Annotated in this window: 19 protein-coding genes; 8 read left to right on the forward strand and 11 right to left on the reverse strand. The window is 36.1% G+C overall.

All coding sequences use genetic code 11. From position 1 onward, the window contains the following. Window positions 1-13: 13 nt before the first annotated feature. Window positions 14-3889 (forward strand): DUF7619 domain-containing protein, encoded by a 3876-nt coding sequence (locus BLT30_RS01155; RefSeq protein WP_089870713.1) that lies wholly within the window; start codon window positions 14-16, stop codon window positions 3887-3889. Window positions 3890-3943: 54 nt separating this feature from the next. On the opposite strand, the gene recJ is transcribed toward BLT30_RS01155, so the two are convergent. The 3 genes from recJ to BLT30_RS01170 all read right to left on the reverse strand — a co-directional run bounded on the left by recJ (window position 3944) and on the right by BLT30_RS01170 (window position 8254). Then, window positions 3944-5656, reverse strand: coding sequence for a single-stranded-DNA-specific exonuclease RecJ (gene recJ / locus BLT30_RS01160; RefSeq protein ID WP_089870715.1), 1713 nt, complete (start codon window positions 5654-5656; stop codon window positions 3944-3946). A gap of 92 nt (window positions 5657-5748) precedes the next feature. Beyond that, window positions 5749-6648, reverse strand: coding sequence for a T9SS type A sorting domain-containing protein (locus tag BLT30_RS01165; protein WP_089870717.1), 900 nt, complete (start codon window positions 6646-6648; stop codon window positions 5749-5751). Window positions 6649-6763: 115 nt separating this feature from the next. Continuing rightward, a complete protein-coding gene (locus BLT30_RS01170) occupies window positions 6764-8254 on the reverse strand; it encodes a catalase (RefSeq protein WP_089870719.1) in 1491 nt (496 codons plus the stop codon). Between the two features lie 113 nt (window positions 8255-8367). Between BLT30_RS01170 and BLT30_RS01175 the strand changes: the two genes are divergently transcribed. The 6 genes from BLT30_RS01175 (at window position 8368) to BLT30_RS01195 (ending at window position 13127) form a co-directional block, all read left to right on the forward strand. After that, window positions 8368-9321 (forward strand): hydrogen peroxide-inducible genes activator, encoded by a 954-nt coding sequence (locus tag BLT30_RS01175; RefSeq protein WP_089870721.1) that lies wholly within the window; start codon window positions 8368-8370, stop codon window positions 9319-9321. 201 nt (window positions 9322-9522) lie between these two features. Next, window positions 9523-10803: a methionine adenosyltransferase gene (gene metK / locus BLT30_RS01180; RefSeq protein ID WP_089870723.1), complete on the forward strand. Its 1281-nt coding sequence runs from the start codon at window positions 9523-9525 to the stop codon at window positions 10801-10803. A 154-nt stretch (window positions 10804-10957) separates the two neighbouring features. After that, window positions 10958-11362: a hypothetical protein gene (locus tag BLT30_RS01185; protein WP_317040509.1), complete on the forward strand. Its 405-nt coding sequence runs from the start codon at window positions 10958-10960 to the stop codon at window positions 11360-11362. 216 nt (window positions 11363-11578) lie between these two features. Next, the gene (locus BLT30_RS01190; protein ID WP_089870726.1) at window positions 11579-12169 is read left to right on the forward strand and encodes an RNA polymerase sigma factor; all 591 of its coding nucleotides are present in this window, start codon (window positions 11579-11581) and stop codon (window positions 12167-12169) included. Between the two features lie 44 nt (window positions 12170-12213). Continuing rightward, window positions 12214-12351, forward strand: coding sequence for a hypothetical protein (locus tag BLT30_RS18140; RefSeq protein ID WP_175487112.1), 138 nt, complete (start codon window positions 12214-12216; stop codon window positions 12349-12351). 77 nt (window positions 12352-12428) lie between these two features. After that, window positions 12429-13127 (forward strand): YjjG family noncanonical pyrimidine nucleotidase, encoded by a 699-nt coding sequence (locus BLT30_RS01195; protein ID WP_089870727.1) that lies wholly within the window; start codon window positions 12429-12431, stop codon window positions 13125-13127. A 53-nt stretch (window positions 13128-13180) separates the two neighbouring features. Here the strand turns inward: BLT30_RS01195 and trpS are convergent, their stop codons facing one another. The 8 genes from trpS to ileS form a co-directional block, all read right to left on the reverse strand. Beyond that, the gene (gene trpS, locus BLT30_RS01200; RefSeq protein WP_089870729.1) at window positions 13181-14149 is read right to left on the reverse strand and encodes a tryptophan--tRNA ligase; all 969 of its coding nucleotides are present in this window, start codon (window positions 14147-14149) and stop codon (window positions 13181-13183) included. Between the two features lie 69 nt (window positions 14150-14218). Continuing rightward, window positions 14219-14626 (reverse strand): LytR/AlgR family response regulator transcription factor, encoded by a 408-nt coding sequence (locus BLT30_RS01205; RefSeq protein WP_245707088.1) that lies wholly within the window; start codon window positions 14624-14626, stop codon window positions 14219-14221. 259 nt (window positions 14627-14885) lie between these two features. After that, window positions 14886-15527 (reverse strand): SanA/YdcF family protein, encoded by a 642-nt coding sequence (locus BLT30_RS01210; RefSeq protein ID WP_089870733.1) that lies wholly within the window; start codon window positions 15525-15527, stop codon window positions 14886-14888. A 22-nt stretch (window positions 15528-15549) separates the two neighbouring features. Beyond that, the gene (locus tag BLT30_RS01215; protein ID WP_089870735.1) at window positions 15550-16194 is read right to left on the reverse strand and encodes a lipoprotein signal peptidase; all 645 of its coding nucleotides are present in this window, start codon (window positions 16192-16194) and stop codon (window positions 15550-15552) included. Further along, window positions 16194-16385, reverse strand: a complete 192-nt coding sequence (locus tag BLT30_RS01220; protein WP_027383452.1) for a DUF2683 family protein — start codon at window positions 16383-16385, stop codon at window positions 16194-16196. Before BLT30_RS01220 ends, BLT30_RS01215 begins: the two co-directional genes overlap by 1 nt. 60 nt (window positions 16386-16445) lie before the next feature. Then, on the reverse strand, window positions 16446-16688 hold the full coding sequence (locus tag BLT30_RS01225) for a DUF6576 domain-containing protein (RefSeq protein ID WP_245707089.1): 243 nt from the start codon (window positions 16686-16688) through the stop codon (window positions 16446-16448). A 75-nt stretch (window positions 16689-16763) separates the two neighbouring features. After that, window positions 16764-17144 (reverse strand): TraR/DksA family transcriptional regulator, encoded by a 381-nt coding sequence (locus tag BLT30_RS01230; protein ID WP_089872834.1) that lies wholly within the window; start codon window positions 17142-17144, stop codon window positions 16764-16766. Between the two features lie 150 nt (window positions 17145-17294). Continuing rightward, window positions 17295-20747, reverse strand: coding sequence for an isoleucine--tRNA ligase (gene ileS, locus BLT30_RS01235; RefSeq protein WP_089870738.1), 3453 nt, complete (start codon window positions 20745-20747; stop codon window positions 17295-17297). 359 nt (window positions 20748-21106) lie between these two features. On the opposite strand from ileS, the gene BLT30_RS01240 reads away from it, so the two are divergent. Beyond that, entirely contained in the window at window positions 21107-22402 is a 1296-nt protein-coding gene (locus tag BLT30_RS01240; protein WP_089872836.1) for a flexirubin biosynthesis putative acyl-CoA ligase FlxY, read from the forward strand. Window positions 22403-22414 lie beyond the last annotated feature (12 nt).

Below are 22414 nucleotides of genomic sequence, written 5' to 3' on the forward strand. Positions count from 1 at the left end.
ACGATAAACACAAATGATGAAAACAAAATTATTCTTTTGGCTTGTATTCCTTTCTATAGGAATGCAGGCTCAAAATATCAACTTTCCGGATGCTAAATTTAAACAAGCATTAATAGGAGGCATCAATGCTAATAACAATTTTGTGGTTTGCTATGATCAAAATGGAACTAACATTCTCGTAGACCAAAATGATGACGGAGAAATCCAGATGTCAGAAGCGGCTTTGGTATATAGAATCGATTTCAGGCAGGTGTCCAATTATACCACTTTGGAAGGAATCAATTCCTTTGTGAATTTGGAATCAATATATTATATCAATGATTCTTCCTATTCACATAGCCACGGAAAAATTGGTAGTATAAATCTTGACGGACTTGGCAATTTCAAAACTTTTAATTTGTCAGGATGCGATATTGAAAAAGTAAGTGTAAAAAATTGCCCTAATGTTTTGGAGATAAGGTCAGCTTATACGGATTCTTATAATGGCACATCTTCCTACAATATGCAAGGGAATACACAGGAATTGATTGTTCAGAATTGTCCGCAAGTAAAGACAATTGCTTGGACCGGTAATAATTTGGGGTCGGCAAATATCACGAATTGCCCCAATCTCACACACTTAGAATTAAGAGGAAATTCTTTAGTAACTTTTGATGCTTCTCAATTTTCAAATCTTGATTATTTTGATGTATCGAATAATCAGCAGACAAATGGATCGATTTTCGGAGAACCTAATAATAACCCATCGCTTACCAGTCTGAATGTAAATGGATTATCAAAATTGAAATATTTGAATGTTAGTAATCAGTTACTTACGAGCCTAAACTTGGCACAAATGTCGTTTTTGGAAATATTAAATTGTAAGAATAATAAGATAACAAATACATTAGATATTTCTCAAAGCTCAAGATTAACATATCTGGACTTTTCGGCTAATCAAATCAAGGCCATATCACTTCCCGATTTATCGGACATTAGCACTTTTCTTGCAAACAATAATTTATTGGAAAATAATGGTTTGGATTTTACAAAATTATTTGCTGTAAAAAATCTTAACAGGACTATTAATTTATCATACAATAATCTCAATCAAAATATTACTCTTTCATCGTCAGGTGTAAGCTTCATGAATTTGGATCTGAGTTATAACAAAATATCTGACTTTAAGGTTTCCGGGACTTTTTCAAGCTGGTCCGGGGAAGCGAATCTTTTGTTAAATGATAACTTGTTGGAACATATCGATTTAGGTGACATCAATAGCTTGAACAACTTAAATGTTTCTAACAACCCACTTGCTGAAATCGATACGCCAAATCTTGAGACAGGATTTTTGGACTTTTCTAATACCAATGTATCATATATAAAACTAAACTCAGAGAGTAGGGTTGCGATGAATCTTCTTGCAACGGGACTAGGATCTACTACATTAAAAGTAATTTCCCAATCAGGAAGTATAGCTTTAGAAGGAAGTCAAAGTTTGGAAACTATTGATCTGAGCGATTCTAGAATAGGTATTGAACAGATTCAGAATATGCCATTGCTAAAAAGCATATATATGAAAAATGGGATCAAAGATCAGATTTATGGTGGATTTTCAAATCTTCCCAATTTAAAATTTGTCTGTGCTGATGAAATGGAAATTGAAAATATAAAAACTCAACTTTCTAGAGGTGGTGTAACTAATGTCAATGTCAATTCCTACTGCAGCTTCACACCAGGTGGAAACTATAATACGATCTCAGGAACTGTAAGATTTGATGCTAACGCCAACGGCTGCGATTCCACAGATGAACCTTTCGAATTCCTGAAACTAAAAATAAATGACGGAACAAACTCTGGTGAGACTTTTGTCCAGAACGATGGGAAGTATGAATTCTTCTCTCAGGCAGGTAATTTCGATCTGACTGCCCATGCGGAAAATCCGGGATTGTTCTCTATTACGCCGGCAGCTTTCAATACGAGTTTTGCAGATAATAATAACAATGTATTCACGCAAGATATTTGCGTCACAGCAAACGGAACCCAAAACGATGCGGAAGTTGTAATTGCACCGCTTACAGGAGCAAGACCGGGATTCGAGGCAACATATAAACTGGTGTGGAGAAACAAGGGAAATACAACCTTGTCCGGTAAGATTGTCCTAAATTATGACCAAAACAAGATGACATTCCAAAGTAGTTCTTTGCCTTATGCGGCAATCAGTAACGGCTCTTTAGAATTCAATTACAGTAACTTGAAACCTTATGCGAACGAAGCTACGGAACTGATTTTCACAATCAACACACCAACCAACCCGACCAATCCGGTTAATTCAGGTGATATTCTTTCGTTCAATGCACAGATCACACCCAACGCAAGCGATTTGACCCCGGAAGACAATAATTTCAAATTCGATCAAACTGTTGTCAATTCATTTGATCCGAACGATATTACTTGTATGGAAGGCGAGATCATTCCTACGACGGCTGTTGGCAAATACATGCATTATGTTGTTAATTTTGAAAACACAGGGACGGCGGAAGCGGAGAACATCGTTGTGAAAATGAAGATAGACCCTGCAGAATTCGATATCAATACTTTACAATTACAAAATGCTTCTTCAGATGTTACAACTGTAATTACGGGGAACGACGTAGAATTTAAATTCAAAAAAATAAAACTGAAGGCAGGTGGCCATGGTAACGTATTGCTAAAAGTGAGATCGGTAACAGATCTACAAGAAGGAGACAGTGTGGATAATAGTGCAGATATCTATTTCGATTATAATTTCCCTATAACTACGAATGAGTATGTTACCACAATTCTGGATGAACATTCTTTGCTAAATGCTAAAATTAATTATGAGGCATCTGAATTTGCTTCTAATAATTATAAAGTGAATTTTGATGCGAGCCTTAGTACGGGAAATATAACCTCATATACGTGGGAATTCCCGAATGCAGCATCTGTGTCTTCCACTTCTGCCGTTAAACCGATGGTTACTTATAATGTTGCCGGGAATTATACCGCTAAGTTGACCATTTCTGATGTGGACAATAATCTATCTGTAAAGACTATTACTTTCAAAGTAGGAAATACTACAGCGGATCTTTCTACAGGTAGGGATAATAATGGAAACGCTATTGCAATAGATGCAGATGATGATGATTGGAAAGGTTATGATATCAATGGTACGGAAATCACTCCAAAAATAAGACATACATATCCTGGCTGGAGCTATGCTGATATAGGAAATGGAAATAACAGCCAATGGATCAGTCTTAATAACTTCGAAGGGTACTATAATTATAAAAGCAGAGCGTTTACGATTCCAAATAATGCGACAGATGCCAAACTGAATCTCAGAAGTTTATCTTTTGTAAGAAATTGGACCTATTTGGTAAAAGTGGAGGCCGATGGCAGCGAAACGGAGACAGAGATCACTAAAACGCAATGGCAGAGTGACGGATTCAAAGGTTGGCTGAACGGCAGAAGCCCAAAGGTTGATAATTATTCATTGTCTCCTGGAACGTATTATATAAAAGTATTAGTTTATTCTAATAATTCTGCTGTAAGAGAATCGCTGGATGTGAATGCAATTGTTACATGCTCTACAGGTCTTATGAATGCAAATAAGTTAGTTCCGCCAACGATAACACTTCAGACCCAAGATGTGATAAAACAGAATATAAGTGTCTATCCAGTCCCTACACATGGCGAATTGAATATCGATAGTGATTCTGATGTATTGTCTGTGGAAGTTCATGATGTGCTTGGTCGTATTTTGCAAAAGAAACATTTTGCACCATCAAGAAAGGTGAAACTTACGATCAATAATGGTGAGGGAATTTATTTCCTAAAAATAATGACAAAACAAGGAATTGTCAATCAAAAGATCATTAAAGAATAAAAGGAAATCGTATCAAATAAAAAGTCCCGATTCAATTTTGAATCGGGACTTTTTTTATTCATGGAACTTCACATCTCGGATGTTCAGAAAATGCGAGACATTACCTTTCCAATGGTTTTCTTCTATCGTAAAAGCAAGGTCAAAGGTCTTCGTTTTAAAATCTTCTGCAAATTGTCCAAATCGGAAACCTACACATTCTATGTTTCTTCCCGTGTTGGGTTGAGAGATATTAAATTTGAGATGAGAACTTTCCTTTCCCATCAATCTTACATAACCATTGACTTTTACATTTTTTAGAACCAAGATCGGTTTCATATTCTGGGGTCCGAAAGGTGCTAGTTTTCTATGGAAATTAATGAACTCTCTGTTAAGATCTTCGGGATTGACCACACTGTCCACATAAATGGTAGGCTCTTTCTGATGTTCCTGGATGTTATTTTTGACATAGTCTTCAAAACGTACCTTGAACTCGTCAAATTTCTCTTTCTCCATAGAAAGCCCTGCTGCGGCCTGATGCCCGCCAAATTTCATGAAAAGGTCAGAACAGAATTCCAAAGCTTTGTGAATGTCAAAATCAGAGACCGATCTCGCAGAGGCTACCAATTCTCCATTGTTTCCTTCTGTAAAAACCAAAGTCGGTTTGAAGTAATTTTCTATCAACCGGGAGGCTACGATACCAATTACGCCTTTGTTCCAGCTTGGATCATAAACGATTGTGGAAAAACGTTCGGTTTTTTGCAATTCCTCAACTTGATTCATCGCTGATTGTGTAATATTGATGTCCATTTCTCGACGTTCATCATTCAGATTGATGATCTCATCTACAATTTGCTGCGCTTGTTTCAGATTGTCGGAGATCATAAGCTCCACAGATGCTTTTGCATGGGAGATTCTCCCAGCGGCATTTATTTTTGGAGCAATATCAAAAACGATATTCGAAATTTCAAAATGGGCCAATTTCTCTTCCGGGATCAAAAGTCTTAATCCGAATTTTCTCGTTTTTCTAAGAAACTTCAATCCTTGCTTTGCCAGAACTCGGTTTTCCCCGGTCATTGCAACAATATCAGATGCGATGCTGATTGCCAAAAGATCGGTCAACTCGAACAATTCACTTTCCGGAATTTTATAGATCGTATTAAGGCCCTGGCAAAGTTTGAAGCCAACGCCACATCCGCTTAATTCTTTATAAGGATATCTGCAGTCTTTTCTTTTCGGGTCCAGAACCGCAATTGCTTTTGGAAGTTCATCTCCGGGTAAATGGTGGTCACATATAATGAAATCAACGCCCACAGAATTGGCAAGGTCGATTTTATCGATAGATTTGATTCCGCAATCTAATGCAATGATCAATGAAAATCCATTCTCTTTGGCGAAATAGATTCCTTCGTCTGAAATCCCGTAACCTTCAACGTTTCTGTCAGGGATGTAAAAATCAAGATATTTTTTATCGACGATCTTGCTCAGATACAGATGCATCAGCGCAACGGCTGTTGTTCCGTCTACATCATAATCTCCGTAAACTAATATTTTTTCTCCATTTTCTATGGCTGTTGCAATGCGTTCTACCGCTTTTTGCATGTCAGCCATCAGGAAAGGATTGTGGATGTCTGTGGCGTTTGGCTTGAAAAATTCGCGTGCTTTCTGATAGTTGTCGATTTCACGCATTACCAAGATTTTGGACTCTAAAGTTCCAAAACCAATAGAAGAAATCAATCCGTCAACAATCTCTTCATCAGGCTCGGGTTTATAGATCCATTTTTGACTCATAGTTACAAAAGTAAAGAAAAAAAACGGCTTTGGGAAATTAAAACGACTGCTAAATATTCAGCAACCGTTTTTAAAACTTAAAGAATTTTAGTTTATTCTTTGATGATTTTTTTAGTTTCGATTCCGGAATCAGTTTCTATGGAGATCAGATAATTTCCTTTTGGAAATGTAGAAATATCAATTTTTGACAAATTAGCATTTTCCGTTTTAATCAATGAACCTGATGCATTATATAATTTGACAGATTTAATAATTTCATTAGATTTAATATTGATAAAATTGGAAGTTGGATTTGGAAAGATATTAATCTGAGTTTTGCTGATGTCAGAAACCGAAAGCTGGTCCATATCTTTGATAATGATATTATCGACAACAAAACCACTGCCATCATTATCGAATTCAAAATTTAAATCATTCGCTCTTACGACTTTGGGTCCTAGAGTAGAAGTATGGACTAATTGACCATCAAGATAATATTTTACATTTTTTTCTGTGACGTGATCGATTTCAATTCTTAGATTATACCATTTTTCAGGAGTCCAGTTTCCGAGGTCTAAGAAATTGACGTCACTGTCAGCATATAGTTTACCACTATACATAAAATTAAATCCGCCAGCCCAGGAATAATTCCCATTATTGTTATAGTATAATGACAACATATAATAATCTGAGCTATTCAATTTCTCCAACTTCACATCTGCGGAAACAGATAGTCTGTTATATTCTGGTATTTTTTTGAAAAGAAAGGAAAAATTTTCAGTATAATTACCGGTGCTGGTTACTTCAACAGAATTATTTCCATCAGATGCTTTTCCGGTAACGACTTTGAAATTGTTGTTCGGAACATTATCTGTTTTCACGGTCCATTCTTTTTGCCCCACAACTGTTCCAAGAGTGTAACCTTCAGAAGGTTCGAAAGAAATCTTCTGTTGACCAAAACTCAAAGCTGAAAGTAAAGCGGTTGCTAAAAAAGATAATAAAGTTTTCTTCATAGATCAAATTAAAAGGGAAGCGAATTTAGAAAAATATTCTTATTAATCGTCTTAAAATCAATAAAAAAACCTTCCGAAAAATTCGAAAGGTTTCTATTGCATATGATATTTAATTCTATTTTGCGTGATTCATCGCATTAGCGTCAATGTTAACCCCAAGTCCTTGTGCGACTCTCATTCCTAGCTCAATATTTGCTCGGAAGAAATGACAAAGCTGGCGATTGATGATCTCGTCTCGTTTTGGACCATCGATTCCGCTCATATGTCCAACGATGTTATTTACCAAAGCTGTTCTGTCTTCCTGATTCAAAGCTTTTGTATAGAATAATCCAGGTTGTGTATAATGGTCATCATCATTTTGATTTCTGTCGTAATTTGCAACATGAGAATGATCCAGGTCGTATTCCAGATTTTTATAAGATTCTGTTGGTTCTACATCACTGAAGCTGTTTGGATAGTAATTTGGCTTGTCTCCATAATCAGAATCATCTGCCATGAAGCCTCCTCTTTGGAAATTATTGACAGCAAAAGGACATTTGTTAACTTCCAGCTGATGAGAGTTGACACCAACTCTGTATCGGTGGGCATCAGCATAAGAGAAAAGTCTTCCCTGCAACATTTTATCCGGAGAAAAACTGATACCGTCAACCAAATGACTTGGTGCAAAAGCCGATTGCTCTACGTGAACGAAATAATTTCTCGGAACTTCATTCAGTTCCATTACACCAACTTCCTGTAATGGAAATTCGTCCTGAAACCATACTTTAGTCACATCAAACGGGTTCCAACGCCATTCTTTGGCCTGTTGTTCAGTCATAGTCTGGATGTAAAGTGTCCATTTTGGAAAGTCTCCCTTTTCAATAGCATTCACCAGATCTTCCTGAGAAAAATCTGGATTTTCACCTTTCATTTTTGTCGCTTCGTCGTCAGAAAAATTCTTGATGCCCTGTTGCGTCTTGAAATGGAATTTCACCCAAGTTCTCTCATTTTTATCGTTAATCATAGAAAAAGTGTGAGAACCAAATCCGTGCATATGCCTGTATCCGTGTGGAGTTCCTCTATCTGACATTAATATTAAAACCTGATGAAGAGATTCAGGATTCAAGGACCAGAAATCCCACATCATGGTTTTGCTTTTCAGATTGGTTTTCGGAACACGTTTTTGAGTGTGGATGAAATCCGGGAATTTTTTTGCATCCTTAATAAAAAAGACCGGTGTGTTGTTTCCAACCAAATCCCAATTTCCGTCTTCTGTATAGAATTTCAAAGCGAAACCTCTTGGGTCTCTTTCTGTATCGGCACTTCCCATTTCTCCACCTACTGTAGAAAACCGGGCAAACATTTTACAAGAATTCCCGACTTTGGAGAAAAGCTTGGCTCTCGTATATTGACTAATATCGTGCGTCACGGTAAAAGTTCCATATGCGCCAGAACCTTTTGCATGAACAATTCTTTCAGGAATTCTTTCTCTTACAAAGTGGGCAAGATTCTCCTGAAGAACAAAATCCTGTAACAAAACCGGGCCCCTTGGTCCGACAGTTTGTGAATCCTGATGCTCATAATATGGTGAGCCAACGGAATTTGTGAGTTTTTTCTTGTTTTCCATATTTCAGATTTTATGATTTAATTCATTAATTGAGATGCTAAATTCGATAAAAAAACTTATTTATGAAACAAATTAATAAGTATATTTGTAATAGATAAAATTAATTAGAAATCGTGAATATCCAACAACTAGAATATCTAATTGCAGTAGATAAATATAAGCATTTTGGTAAAGCTGCGCAAGCTTGTTTTATCACCCAACCTACGCTTAGCGCAATGATCCAGAAATTTGAAGACGAGCTTGACGTAAAGGTTTTTGATAGAACAACGCACCCGATCAGAACCACAGATGCAGGCGCTGAAATCATCAAGGAAGCTCAGAAAGTCATCGATTCTGTAAATGAACTGAAGAATAAGGCTAATTTCCTTAACAACATCCTTGCAGGTAAGCTGAATCTCGGAATTATTCCGACAGTTTCAAGTTATATTCTTCCAAACGAGATTTTCAAATTCCTTCAAAATAATCCTCAGATCGAACTGAATATCAAGGAAATGACGACCGAAAGCATCATCAAGTCCTTGAAATCTGGTGAACTGGATGCCGGGATTATTTCTACACCCTATTCTGCAGCAGACGAGTTTTATCAGGATTTTCTTTTCAATGAGGAATTAATGCTCTATTCAGCAAATCAGGAAGCTGGTGTTAAAAAAGACTGTTTCGTTGTTCCGGAAGACATTGATGTGGACAAAGTCTGGCTTTTGGAAGAAGGAAATTGCCTTAGAACTCAGTTTGAAAATATTTGCCACCTGAAAGAGAATTCTTTGAAACCAAATAACTTAGAGTTTTTGGCCTCCAACATCAATACATTAATTCAGATGGTTGATAAAGTGGGTGGAATTACCATTCTGCCGGAAATGGGAGTTGAACAATTATCTTCTGAACAGAAACAAAAAGTTTCCAGATTTATTAAACCGTTTCCTTTCAGAGAGATCAGTTTGATCTATTATAAACCAACTTATAAACAAAAAATCATTGATGAATTAATTTCGGAAATTAGAGGGTCTATGTCGCAAAGGCTTAATTATTATAAGGATTCTGAAAAGTATGTCAGCATCAAGCCTGAATAAATTCATACCTAATTAATAGGAATTGATTTTGAAATCTAAAAAATAGTATGTATTTTTGCGGTCGAATTTTGAATAAAGGAGGAGAACTTTGACTGATTGCAACCTCAATAAAAAATGCTAAAACAGATTTTTCTCTTTTAGTTCCTTTTTACAATCGTCATTTTTTAGACTTCGAAATATAAAATACAAAAGGAATAATTTATGTCTTATTTATTTACGTCCGAATCAGTTTCTGAAGGACATCCGGATAAAATCGCTGATCAGATATCTGACGCGCTTATCGATCATTTCTTAGCATACGATAAAAACTCAAAAGTAGCTTGCGAAACTTTGGTTACCACTGGTCAGGTTGTTTTGGCAGGTGAGGTGAAATCTGAGGCTTATCTTGATGTTCAGCATATCGCTAGGAATGTGATCAACAAGATCGGTTACACAAAAAGCGAATATATGTTCAACGGTGATTCTTGTGGTGTCATTTCTGCAATCCACGAGCAATCTCCAGATATCAACCAAGGTGTTGACAGAACATTGGACGAAACCGATTTCGAAACCAGAGCTAATGCTCAAGGAGCCGGAGACCAGGGGATGATGTTCGGTTATGCAACCAATGAAACTGAGAATTATATGCCTTTGGCTTTGGATCTTGCTCATCAGATCCTGAAAGAATTAGCTGATCTAAGACGAGAAGGAAACGCTATTCCTTACCTTCGTCCAGATGCAAAATCTCAGGTGACAATTGAATATTCCGACGATCACAAGCCGGTAAGGATCGATAGCATTGTAGTTTCTACACAGCACGACGATTTCGGGAGTGAAGATGCAATGTTGGCGAAGATCAAAAAAGATATTATAGAGATCTTGATTCCCAAGGTGAAGGCTAAGCAAAAACCCGAGATTCAGGAATTGTTCAATGGTGATATCAAATATCATATCAACCCGACTGGAAAATTTGTGATCGGTGGCCCTCACGGAGATACTGGTTTGACAGGAAGAAAGATCATCGTTGATACCTATGGAGGAAAAGGAGCTCACGGAGGTGGTGCATTCTCAGGAAAAGATCCTTCTAAAGTTGATAGAAGTGCTGCTTATGCAACAAGACACATTGCGAAAAACTTAGTTGCAGCTGGTGTAGCGGATGAGGTTTTGGTGCAGGTCTCTTATGCGATCGGTGTTGCTGAGCCTTGTGGACTTTATATCAATACTTATGGAACTTCAAAAGTTGGAATCAATGATGGGGAATTAGCTAAGAAAGTTCAGCAATTATTTGATCTTAGACCGTATGCTGTTGAGAAAAACCTTAAATTGAGAAATCCGATCTATTTGGAAACTGCAGCTTACGGACATATGGGCAAAGATTATTACGTAGCTGATAAAACCTTTAACAAAGGACAGAAAAATGAATTAACTTTGAAAGATCTGGAATTTTTCACTTGGGAGAAACTTGATCGGGTAGATGATATCAAGAAAGAATTCGGGTTGTAAGACCCAAAATTTTTAGAAATCTTGAAACTGCTTTGTCTTTGGATGAAGCAGTTTTTTTAAATTTGAACTTTAAGATCCAAACAGAATGAAATCAATTATCTATTCTATATTTTTTGTGCTCTTCTTTTCTAGTACAATGAAATCACAGTTGACGATGCACAAATTCATAAACGTAGGCTATGTCTATCAAAACCAAAGTTTTGGAGAGATTGGTGGAAAGTTGCTTTTCTTGAAGACCGATGACGTGCTTTTCAGAGTTGGGGCTTCAGCTCTAATGGGTTCAACCAACAGTAAGTTTTCAATAATGCCAAAAGTAAACGCTGATTTCTTACTGAATTTCCAAAAGAACGTCGATTTTTATCATGCCCATTATTTTATTTTGGGAGCAGAAGCAACGAATAAATATATTGCACCAAAGGCTGGTTTTAGCCTTTTTGGGGTTTTGGACTTGACCGGCGGATATGGATTTTCAATTGATAAAGACGGAATAAATGGTAAGGAACTGAAAGGGCTTAATATCAATTTCACAATAAATATCCCATTGGTTGTGATAAAATGATTTAACTTTTCAAAATTATTTGAATCAAATTAAAGAAAAATGAAAGTTTAACAATTCATTAACATTTCGTTTTAAGTTTTTTATTATTTTTACAAACCTAAATTAAGCGTATAGAATAAATTTACTTCAAAAAAATAAAATAGATCGAATCTCCGCAAATTAATTATTTCTATAATTAATATTTGGTTGGGTTCTATACTTAATGAAGTAAAAGTTATGAAAACGCAAACTGATAGCCAGCTGATTTTACAATATCAAAATGGTGATGAAAATTCACTTTCTTATTTGATAAACAGGCACAAGAAGGATCTTTTCAATTTTATCTATTATAAATTGATGGATGAGGATCTTTCAAATGATATCTTCCAAGACACATTCATAAAAATAATTGTAACTCTCAAAGAGGGACGTTACAAAGAAGAAAACAAGTTTATTCTTTGGGCAAAACGAATTGCCCATAACTTGATAATTGCCCATTACAGATTACAGTCTAAAAATATCAAGATATCTGAAACGTCTTTTGAAAATGAAGAATTCTCTATTTTTGATATCATAAAAGAGCCTGAAAATAATATTGAGGATAAATTGATTGATAATCAAATTAATGAAGACCTTCTAAAGATGCTGGTAATGCTACCTGATAACCAGCAGGAGGTTATCAAATTGAGATTTTTTGACGGATTAAGCTTCAAAGAGATTGCGGACCATACAGATACAAGTATCAATACCACTTTGGGCAGAGTGAGATATGCGCTGATCAATCTTAGAAAAATAATGGAAGAGCATAAAATTATTTTGACAAAATAATAATAAAGTTTTTTTTTTGGCGTTATTCTTGTAAAAGTCTGCCTATGAAAAAAAACGACACCTTAACTAAAAAAGCTTTGATGCCTAAAAAAGAAATAATTGATTTTTTATTGAATTATTCCAAGAATATTCAGACACTGAAAACTAAAAACAGAAAAGCTATTTTGGTTTCGAAAAATTAAAGTTTTTTAGATTTTAATAATTGATTTATGATTTGAACTTTCCTACGTGGATCAGAAAATGATTAGATTTGTGCCTTATGAAAAACATAAGGCACATTTTTTTTGATCTGGACAATACACTTTGGGATCATCGCAAGAATGCATATTTAACAATCAGAGAGTTATTCGGTCAGCAAAAAATTGCTGAAACCTATAAAATCGATTTTGAAGAATTTCACAGTACTTATCATATCATCAACGAAAGACTTTGGGAGCAGATCCGCGATGGAGAAATTGATAAGGATCATCTGAGGAAACATCGTTTTTATGATACGTTCCTGAATTTTGGAATTGATGATCAGATTCTTGCCGATTATTTTGAACATCATTTCTTGGACGAAATTCTTAAATATAACGAATTGGTTGATGGTGCTTTGGACCTACTCAATTATCTCCAATCCCGGGATTATAAAATGCACATTATCTCCAACGGTTTCCAAGAAGTGACCGAAAGGAAATGTATTTTATCAGGAATTTCAAGTTATTTTGAGACGATCACAAGTGCTGATTCTGTCAACATCAGAAAACCGAGACCTGAGATCTTCCAATATTCTCTCGGTCTCGCAAAAGCAGAAAAGCCAGAAAGCATCTTGGTCGGAGATGATTGGATCGCAGATGTGAAAGGCGCCCAAAACTTCGGGATCGATGTGATCTTCTTTGATGTTTTGGACGAGAACCCGCAGGAAGAAGGATTGAAGTTTGTAAAACATTTATCAGAAATCAAAGAGTATTTATAAAAAGAAAACCTTTCAAAATTTTGAAAGGTTTTCTTTTTGATCAAAAGGTTGAATCAAATTCCCAAACTTGTTCTGACTCTTTTGATCGTTTCAGTTGCAATAACTCTGGTTTTTTCTGCACCTTCCTGTAATTTGGTTTCCAGTTCATCAAGATGATTCATGTAATAAGCAAAAGTTTCTCTTTCTTTCTCGAATCTGGTTAGGATCAAATCCAAAAGTTCCTTTTTCGCATGACCGTAGCCATAATTTCCAGCCAGATATTTTGCTCTCAATTCTTCGGTTTGTTCAGGTGTGGCAATCAGTTCATAGATGGCAAATGTTTTATCCGTTGATGGGTCTTTTGGTTCTTCCAGAGTTTTGGAATCAGTTTCAATGGACATCACCTGCTTTTTAAGTTCTTTTTCTGGTAAGAAGATATTAATGATGTTTCCTCTGGACTTGGACATTTTGTGTCCGTCAATACCTGGGACATATTTTGTGTCTTCTTGCAGCTCTGCTTGGGGCAAAACCAAAACTTCGCCCATTTGGTTGTTGAATCTTGATGCAACATCGCGTGCAATTTCCAAATGCTGAAGCTGGTCTTTCCCAACAGGAACAACCTCTGCATCATACAACAGGATATCTGCAGCCATCAGGATCGGATATGTGAAAAGTCCTGCGTTTACGTCTTGTAATCTATCTGCTTTATCTTTGAAAGAATGCGCCAAAGTTAATCTTTGATAAGGAAAAAAACATGACAAGTGCCATGACAGTTCACAAGTTTCCGGGATATCGCTTTGTCTGTAAAAGAACGTTTTTTCTGTGTCTAGTCCGCAGGCAAGCCAAGCTGCAGCAATCTCGTAAGTATTTTGTTTCAGTTCTTTGGCATCTTTGATCTGAGTTAAAGAATGCAGATTGGCAATGAAAAGAAAAGATTCATTTCCTGTTTGTTTTGATAATTCGATCGCGGGGATGATCGCCCCCAAAAGATTTCCCAAATGTGGGGTTCCGGTGGCTTGTATTCCGGTAAGGATTCTAGACATTTTATTAATTATAATTTGTACAAAAATAGGCAAAATTTAGATTTATCTCATTTTTAGACGCATTAAGAATTAATATAAAAAATTAAATTCCATAGATCTCTTTGAATAGACAGTCTGCCTTCGGGAGATTTCTACTTGATTATCATGAGGGAGCTTGATCATCAGATTTCCACTGAACCAATTCTCAATACTCTCGATATAATTGATGTTGAAAATAGTATTTCTATTGGCCCGGAAATATTTTTCCTGAGGAAGCTTCCTTTCAATGAGGTTCAAAGAACGGTTTAAAATAGCTTTTTCATTACGAAAAAACACCTTCGTATAGTTGCCTTCTACTTCGAAGATATAAAGGCTTAAATGTTTTTTTGAGTATAATTCTGTATAGATCAATTTTTTGAATGTCAAAAAAAAGAAAATTGTACTTAAAAGATAAGTTATTGTAAAAACGTGATATTTCCAGTTTTTAAGTAAGGTCACAATGATATTTTTGTTGATTGATTCTACGAATTTACTTTAAACTTTATTTAGAAAACTGCTTTTTGTTTTTTTTTACATTTAAGTAATTTATAAATTAAAATAATTGAGTGAAAAAGTCGATAATTCTAAAGACGATCTCGAGAAGAAATGTTACCATAATTATATAGTTTTTGATGATTTTCTTAAATATAGAAGACAAAAAATAAAAAGCCCATCAAAATATGACGGGCGGTAAATTATAAACATTGAAAGGTTTTTTCTAAGGAATTAAGATTTTCTCTCCGCCGAATTTTGGCTCTACATGAAACCAAATATCCAGATAGGCTTTGGCTTTTGCAAGATATTCACGGAGATTGGTTTTCAGTCCTGCATATTTGTTCACATCTTTAGCATTGTAGCCAAAAGCTTCTATTCCATGATTTTTAGCAAGAAAAACAGCTCGTTCGTTATGGAATTTCTGAGAAATGAAAATGACCTTGTTTTGTCCAAAGATTTCTTTAGCCCTTACAACGGAATCCAATGTCCTGAATCCGGCGAAATCTTCGTAGATCTTTTCTGCCGGGATCCCGTTTACAATAAGGTCTAGTTTCATTTGTTCTGGTTCGTTATAACCTTTTACAGAATTATCGCCACTTACAATGATAGTTTGTATTTTGCCGGATCTGTACAATTCTGCAGCAGCATCTATTCTGTATTTGAAATATGGATTAGGCTTCCCGTTGCTCAGACTTTTGTTTGTTCCCAAAACGACGGCGGTTTTTACCTTCGGAATTTCAGAAATCGCATACGAAATAAAAGGATCACTTTCTTTCTTGATAGAGTAATTGGCAAAAACGATAAAAAGAAATCCTGCTACGAAAAGCAGCAGGAATATTTTGATCAAGTTCTTAATTATTTTCATTTGTGTATTTGATGTTTTTTTTCTAAAAGTCCAATCCGTTTGGAAAAGCTTTTTTTCTGAAAATGTAAAGGAACAATGCACCGATTGTGATAGAACTATCGGCAACATTGAAGATATACTTGAAAAACTCGATTCTGTTTCCTCCAAGGACCGGAATCCATTCTGGCCAAGTCGTATCTACCAGAGGAAAATGCAGCATATCTACCACGCAACCTTTCATGAGGTCAGAATAACCGTGACCGAATTGCGTGAGTTTGGAGATCCCACTGTAATCGATCCATGTTCCAGATCCAGCATCATAGAAAGTTCCGCTATCAAAAATGACGCCGTAGAATACGCCATCGAAAACGTTTCCGATCGCGCCTGCAAATATCATTGCCATTGGAATGATAAGATAGTTGGAAGCTCCTTCTTTAAGCCATTTTTTAAATAAAATAACCATTCCGATCGCCAGAACTATTCTCAATATGATCAAAGCATATTTCCCCCACAACCCACCGAAATGTAATCCGTAGGCCATCCCGGGATTTTCAACAAAGGTCATCTTGAACCAGCTGAGTCCAAAAACATTCACACTTTCACCAAGTTGAAAATGGGTTTTGACATATATTTTGGAAAATTGATCAATGAGAAGAATCAAGAATGTGATTGCGACTATTTTCTTCATTACAGTCCTTTTGGTTTTGGTGTTCTGGTAATCTTTTTATCCTTTCTGTCGCTGATCTTTTGGATGGTTTTCTTATTATGAAAATTGTTTTTTGTGTGAAATTTTTCAAACTCGATATTCATGTCTTTCAGCACGCTTTTCAGAGCAGTCAGCTCCATAGAGTTTTTGGTATGTACAATTATAGATTCCATTGTTGATTTTTTTGAGACTAATGTTTCTTCAAAAGATTTTGCAAATGTAATTCAAATTACTTATTTCTTGGATAATTCGTCCAGCCTTTTACGCTGTTTTTCTGTAAGGTCGTTCAAGCCGTTTTTTCCAATTTTGCTGAGGAGCTCATCGATCTCATCTTGTCGTTCTTTACGTTTTGCATTGTACTCGTCGTCGATGGTGTGGTATTTCTGCTCAGACCTGAAAATGTTCTTGACCGCTTGCTTTCTACTGAGAGCAAAACCAATTGCAACGGCCAACAGTAAAATAATAGTTAACATCATTCGTTATAAGAAAAAAGTCCCAATTTCCAATTTTTAGAATCAGAAACTAGGACTTTGTATTTTGAAGGTAATTGTCTATCTCTGCATGTTCTTAGCCTCGATACTAAGTGTTGCGTGTGGAACAGCTCGCAACCTTTCCTTTGGAATTAGCTTTCCGGTTACTCTACAAATACCGTATGTCTTATTTTGGATACGGATCAATGCGTGCTTCAGATCACGAACAAATTTTTCCTGTCTCGATGCCAAGATTGCATTCTGTTCTTTGCTTAGTGTTTCTGCGCCTTCTTCAAAAGCTTTAAAGGTCGGCGAAGTATCGTCTGTCCCGTTATTTTGATTATTGATAAAACTTTCTTTTATAAGACCAAGGTCATTTTCTGCTTTTGCAATTTTATCTTGGATCAATTGCTTGAATTCTTGCAGTTCAGCATCGCTATATCTTAATTTTTCGTCTGCCATTTCCATCGTTGTTAATTGTTCAAATTTTATTTTTTTGGCTTATTATAGCAGCCACGCATTTTTTAATCAACAAGAATAAAGATAAAATTTGAAATAATCCAATAATGATGTTTAATTCACAAATCCTTAATAATAATTAAATAGTAATAATTATTTCTCAATTTTCACCTTGAATTTTTCCTCATCTATCTCTATTTCTTCAAAATTTGAAAGTGAATTTACAAATTCTATTTTATCCGACAATACTTCTGCAGAAATATATGCATCATTGTTAATAAATTCTTGTTTGAAAGGGCAAGATTCTTCCAATTGGATTGATATTCTGTCCGTTAATTCAAAATCTTTTTCTTTTCTCAGATTCTGAACCCTATTGATGAACTCTCTTGCAACTCCTTCGGCTTTCAATTCCTCCGTTAGCGTCAAATCTAATGCCACAGTTGTTTTTCCTTCACTTGCAACCGTCCAGCCGGGGATGTCTTTCGTAAATATCTCAACGTCATCCGTAGTGATTTCGTATCCGGAAACTGTAGTCTTTCCTTCTTTTTCTAGTGAAGCAATCTGTTCAGAAGTGAAATTTGAAATATCTCCAGCCACAGTTTTCATATCTTTTCCTAGCCTTGAACCTAATGTTTTGAAGTTCGGTTTGATCTGTTTTACAATAAGATGCGATGCTTCTTCTGCATTGATCAACTGCAATTCTTTTACGTTGACTTCCTGTTTGATCAACTCTGAAACAGCTAAGATTTGCTCTTCTGTCTTTTTGTCCAAAACAGGAATCATTACTTTTTGCAAAGGCTGACGGACTTTCAAATTTTCTTTCTTTCTCAATGAAAAAACCATAGATGTGATTTGCTGAGCGAGATGTGTTTTCTCAACCAAATCTTGGTCAATCAAACTTTCATTCACAACTGGGAAGTCTGTCAGGTGAACAGAATTTACCAATTCTTTTCCAGTTACTTTATTAAGGTCTTGGAAAAGTTGGTCCATAAAGAATGGTGCAATTGGCGCAGAAAGTTTAGCAATAGTTTCAAGACAAGTATATAAAGTTTGGTAGGCAGAAATCTTATCATCAGAATAATCGCCTTTCCAGAAACGCCTTCTGCAAAGTCTTACATACCAGTTGGACAAGTTGTCATTCACAAAACTATTGATAGCTCTCGCAGCTTTTGTCGGTTCGTAATCTTCGTAAAAAGATTTAACTTCTTTGATCAATAGATTTAATTCAGACAAAATCCAACGGTCGATTTCCGGACGATTTTCAATGTTGCTTTCCAAGTATTTGAAACCGTCAACATTCGCATACAAAGCGAAGAAGGAATAGGTGTTATAAAGCGTTCCGAAGAATTTTCTTCTCACTTCGTCAATGCCTTCAATATCGAATTTCAGATTTTCCCAGGGATTTGCATTGGAGATCATATACCAACGCGTCGCATCTGGTCCATAAACAGAAAGTGTTTCGAACGGGTCAACCGCATTTCCGAGACGTTTGGACATTTTCTGTCCGTTCTTGTCAAGAACCAAACCGTTAGAAACCACATTTTTGTAGGCTACGGAATCGAAAACCGTCGTTGCAATTGCGTGCAAGGTATAAAACCAGCCACGAGTTTGGTCAACACCTTCTGCAATAAAATCTGCAGGGAAAGCTTTGTTGTTGTCAACTAATTCTTTATTCTCGAATGGATAATGCAATTGCGCATATGGCATCGCTCCGGAATCGAACCAAACATCTATAAGGTCGCTCTCACGCTTCATTTCTTTTCCGGAATCAGAAACCAAAATGATTTTATCCACCACGTTTTTATGAAGGTCAACCAAAGCGTAATTTTCCTCAGACATATTTCCAATCTCGAAACCTTTGAACGGATTTTCTTTCTGGAAACCAGCTTTTATAGATTTTTCAATTGCGTTGTACAATTCCTCAACAGAACCGATGATTTTTTCTTCTTTTTTGTCATCCGTTCTCCAAATCGGTAACGGAATTCCCCAATATCTTGAACGGGAAAGATTCCAATCGTTGGCATTTTTCAACCAGTTTCCGAAACGTCCTTCACCTGTGGATTTTGGTTTCCAGTTGATGGTTTCGTTAAGGTCGAACATCCTGTCCTTCAAATCTGTCATTTTGATGAACCAGGAGTCCAGTGGATAATAAAGCAGTGGTTCATCTGTTCTCCAGCTATGCGGATAACTGTGGACATACTTCTCAACTTTGAAAGCTTTGTTTTCCTTTCTCAGCTTCAAAGCAATTCTTTCATCTACAGACAAATAAACTTTTAAATCAGAGATGATCGATTTTAATTTCTCTTTCTGAATGTTGAATTCTGTATTCCTTTCGTCATCATTCAGGTATTCAGATTTTACATATTCGTTGGCAAAACCATAAATTTCGTCATTAACGATTGATAAAAATTTACCTTGCAGATCTACCAATGGAACCGGATTTTCATTTTCGTCCAAAACCAGCATTGGCGGAACTTCAGGCGTTGCTTCTTTCGCAACTTTCGCATCATCTGCACCAAAAGTGGGCGCAGTATGTACGATTCCTGTTCCGTCTTCCGTCGTTACAAAATCTCCTGAAATCACTCGGAAAGCATTTTCTGGATTTTGGTAAGGCTTGGCGTAATCTAAAAGTTGCTCATATTTGATCCCAACCAGATCAGCACCTTTGGATTCGGCTAAGATCTGATAAGGAATAACTTTCGTTTCAGAAGTATAATTAGCGAAATCTTCATTTGTTCCTTCTGCATATTTCTTCCCAAATTGTTTTCCAACCAAAGCTTTTGCCAAAACAATATTGATCGGCTCAAAAGTATATTGATTGAAAGTCTTCACCAAAACATAATCGATTTTTGGGCCAACCGTCAAAGCCGTATTTGAAGGTAAAGTCCAAGGTGTCGTCGTCCAGGCTAAGAAATGGACATCACCAAAACCTTGTAAAAATGAAGGCAACGATTCTGGTAAAGTTTTGAACTGGGCAACAACGGTTGTGTCGGAAACATCACGGTAAGCACCAGGCTGATTAACCTCGTGAGATGATAATCCTGTTCCTGCTTTCGGAGAATACGGCTGGATCGTGTAACCTTTGTACAATAGACCTTTGTCATAGATTTGTTTCAAAAGCCACCAAACCGACTCCATGTATTTTGGCTTGTAGGTGATGTAAGGATTTTCCATGTCCACCCAATAACCGATTTTTTCGGTCATATCGTTCCAGACATCGGTATAGCGCATCACGGCGTTTTTACAAGCTTCGTTGTATTCTTCGATGCTGATCTTTTTGCCAATATCTTCTTTTGTAATTCCTAATTCCTTTTCTACACCCAGTTCCACAGGAAGTCCGTGCGTGTCCCAGCCTGCTTTTCTGAAAACCTGCTTCCCTGACTGTGTTTGAAAACGGCAGAAAATATCCTTGATCGCTCTTGCCATAACGTGGTGAATTCCAGGCATTCCGTTTGCGGAAGGTGGTCCTTCATAAAAAACAAACTCCGGTTGTCCTTCTCGGATCTCTACGGATTTTTTGAAAGTATTGTTGTTTTTCCAGAATTCTGCAACGTTCTTTGCAGTTTCAGTAAGGCTAAGGCTTTTATATTCAGTGAACTTGCTCATTTTCAAACTCTAAAATCTGTTTCTGATGGATTAAGTTTGCGAATTTAGTGATTTTTGTCGATTTTTAAAGCATATTTTATAGCGTTTCTGAATGATAAAAACTTCAAATTCAGAATCATAAAATTTATAAATTTGTGACTTGTACTAAAACCACAAAAGCAACAAAGGAATTGTTTTAGTGTAAACACTTAAGTCACTTAAGAAAATCTATTATTGTGAAAGTTATAATTCACTTGAGATGACAAAATCGAAGATTTCAAAACTTAAGTGTTCTTTAGTGAACTATTTTGTTTTTTTCAATTAGACTAAAGTATTAGCAAAAAACTTTTGTGGTTAATAAAAATTTAAAAAATATTATCTTGGAACTATACCCAACCATTGAAAGATCCGATTTAAAATCAATCAAAACCTTTCAGGAAAGCAAATTGAAAGAGCTTTTGGTTTATCTTAAATCCAATTCGCCTTTTTATCAAAAATTATTTATTGAAAATAAAATTGATATTAATGAAATCAAAACGCTTGAAGATCTAACAAAAATTCCGACGACTTCAAAAAATGATATCCAGGCGAACAATCAGGATTTTTTCTGTGTTCCTCAAACTGAAATTGTGGATTACAGCACAACTTCCGGAACTTTGGGTGATCCGGTAACTTTCGGATTGTCGGACAAAGATTTGGAAAGATTGGCTTACAACGAAGCGATTTCTTTTGCCTGTGCGGGAATCCAAAAAGGCGATGTCGTACAGATGATCACAACCATAGACAAAAGATTTATGGCAGGTTTGGCCTATTTTCTTGGACTCAGAAAAATGGGAGCGAGTGTTGTGAGAATGGGACCGGGAATTCCGGAACTGCAATGGGATTCGATTTTCAGATATCAACCAAAATATTTGATCACTGTTCCGTCGTTTCTTCTAAAGATGATTGATTATGCGGAGAAACATGGCATCGATTATAAAAACTCAAGTGTTTACGGTGTGGTCTGCATTGGAGAAAGTATCAAAAATCAGGATTTTACAGATAATATTCTTTCGAAAAAAATCAAAAACAGATGGGATATTCAGCTATTTTCGACCTATGCTTCCACGGAAATGAGCACAGCTTTTACGGAATGTGAGTTCCAAATTGGTGGACATCATCATCCGGAATTAATTATCACAGAAATTCTTGATGAAAACGAAAACCCTGTAAAAGAAGGGGAAAGTGGAGAGTTGACAATTACCACGTTGGGTGTTGAGGCAATTCCTTTGTTGAGGTTTAAAACGGGAGATTTGGTAAAAGCGCATTACGAGCCTTGCAAATGTGGAAGGAATACTATGAGGCTGAGTCCTGTAATCGGGCGGAAGCAGCAAATGATAAAGTATAAGGGAACAACACTTTATCCGCCGGTGATGAATGATATTCTGAATGATTTTAATAATATTCTGTGTTATCAGATCGTTATTAAGTCGGATGAAATCGGATTGGATGAAATTATAATAAAACTAAGTACGGACAATGAAGATGAGAATTTTGTGAACGAGGTTCGAGACCATTTTCGAGCAAAATTAAGAGTTGGGCCAAAGATTGAAATTGTGGATTTCGATGTGTTGTCTAAAATCGTTTATGATCCAAACAGTAGAAAACCAATTAATTTTATAGATTTACGAACTTAGAATTATTTAATA

This window comes from Epilithonimonas hungarica (assembly GCF_900102265.1).
Taxonomy (GTDB): Bacteria; Bacteroidota; Bacteroidia; order Flavobacteriales; family Weeksellaceae; genus Epilithonimonas; species Epilithonimonas hungarica.

Excerpts from the sequence above, each read along its gene's own strand:
- BLT30_RS01155 (WP_089870713.1), top strand. The coding sequence starts at position 14 with ATGATGAAAACAAAATTATTCTTTTGGCTTGTATTCCTTTCTATAGGA.
- recJ (WP_089870715.1), bottom strand. The coding sequence starts at position 5,656 with ATGAGTCAAAAATGGATCTATAAACCCGAGCCTGATGAAGAGATTGTT.
- BLT30_RS01165 (WP_089870717.1), bottom strand. The coding sequence starts at position 6,648 with ATGAAGAAAACTTTATTATCTTTTTTAGCAACCGCTTTACTTTCAGCT.
- BLT30_RS01170 (WP_089870719.1), bottom strand. The coding sequence starts at position 8,254 with ATGGAAAACAAGAAAAAACTCACAAATTCCGTTGGCTCACCATATTAT.
- metK (WP_089870723.1), top strand. The coding sequence starts at position 9,523 with ATGTCTTATTTATTTACGTCCGAATCAGTTTCTGAAGGACATCCGGAT.
- BLT30_RS01185 (WP_317040509.1), top strand. The coding sequence starts at position 10,958 with ATGCACAAATTCATAAACGTAGGCTATGTCTATCAAAACCAAAGTTTT.
- BLT30_RS01190 (WP_089870726.1), top strand. The coding sequence starts at position 11,579 with ATGAAAACGCAAACTGATAGCCAGCTGATTTTACAATATCAAAATGGT.
- BLT30_RS18140 (WP_175487112.1), top strand. The coding sequence starts at position 12,214 with ATGAAAAAAAACGACACCTTAACTAAAAAAGCTTTGATGCCTAAAAAA.
- BLT30_RS01195 (WP_089870727.1), top strand. The coding sequence starts at position 12,429 with ATGAAAAACATAAGGCACATTTTTTTTGATCTGGACAATACACTTTGG.
- trpS (WP_089870729.1), bottom strand. The coding sequence starts at position 14,149 with ATGTCTAGAATCCTTACCGGAATACAAGCCACCGGAACCCCACATTTG.
- BLT30_RS01210 (WP_089870733.1), bottom strand. The coding sequence starts at position 15,527 with ATGAAAATAATTAAGAACTTGATCAAAATATTCCTGCTGCTTTTCGTA.
- BLT30_RS01215 (WP_089870735.1), bottom strand. The coding sequence starts at position 16,194 with ATGAAGAAAATAGTCGCAATCACATTCTTGATTCTTCTCATTGATCAA.
- BLT30_RS01220 (WP_027383452.1), bottom strand. The coding sequence starts at position 16,385 with ATGGAATCTATAATTGTACATACCAAAAACTCTATGGAGCTGACTGCT.
- BLT30_RS01225 (WP_245707089.1), bottom strand. The coding sequence starts at position 16,688 with ATGATGTTAACTATTATTTTACTGTTGGCCGTTGCAATTGGTTTTGCT.
- BLT30_RS01230 (WP_089872834.1), bottom strand. The coding sequence starts at position 17,144 with ATGGCAGACGAAAAATTAAGATATAGCGATGCTGAACTGCAAGAATTC.
- ileS (WP_089870738.1), bottom strand. The coding sequence starts at position 20,747 with ATGAGCAAGTTCACTGAATATAAAAGCCTTAGCCTTACTGAAACTGCA.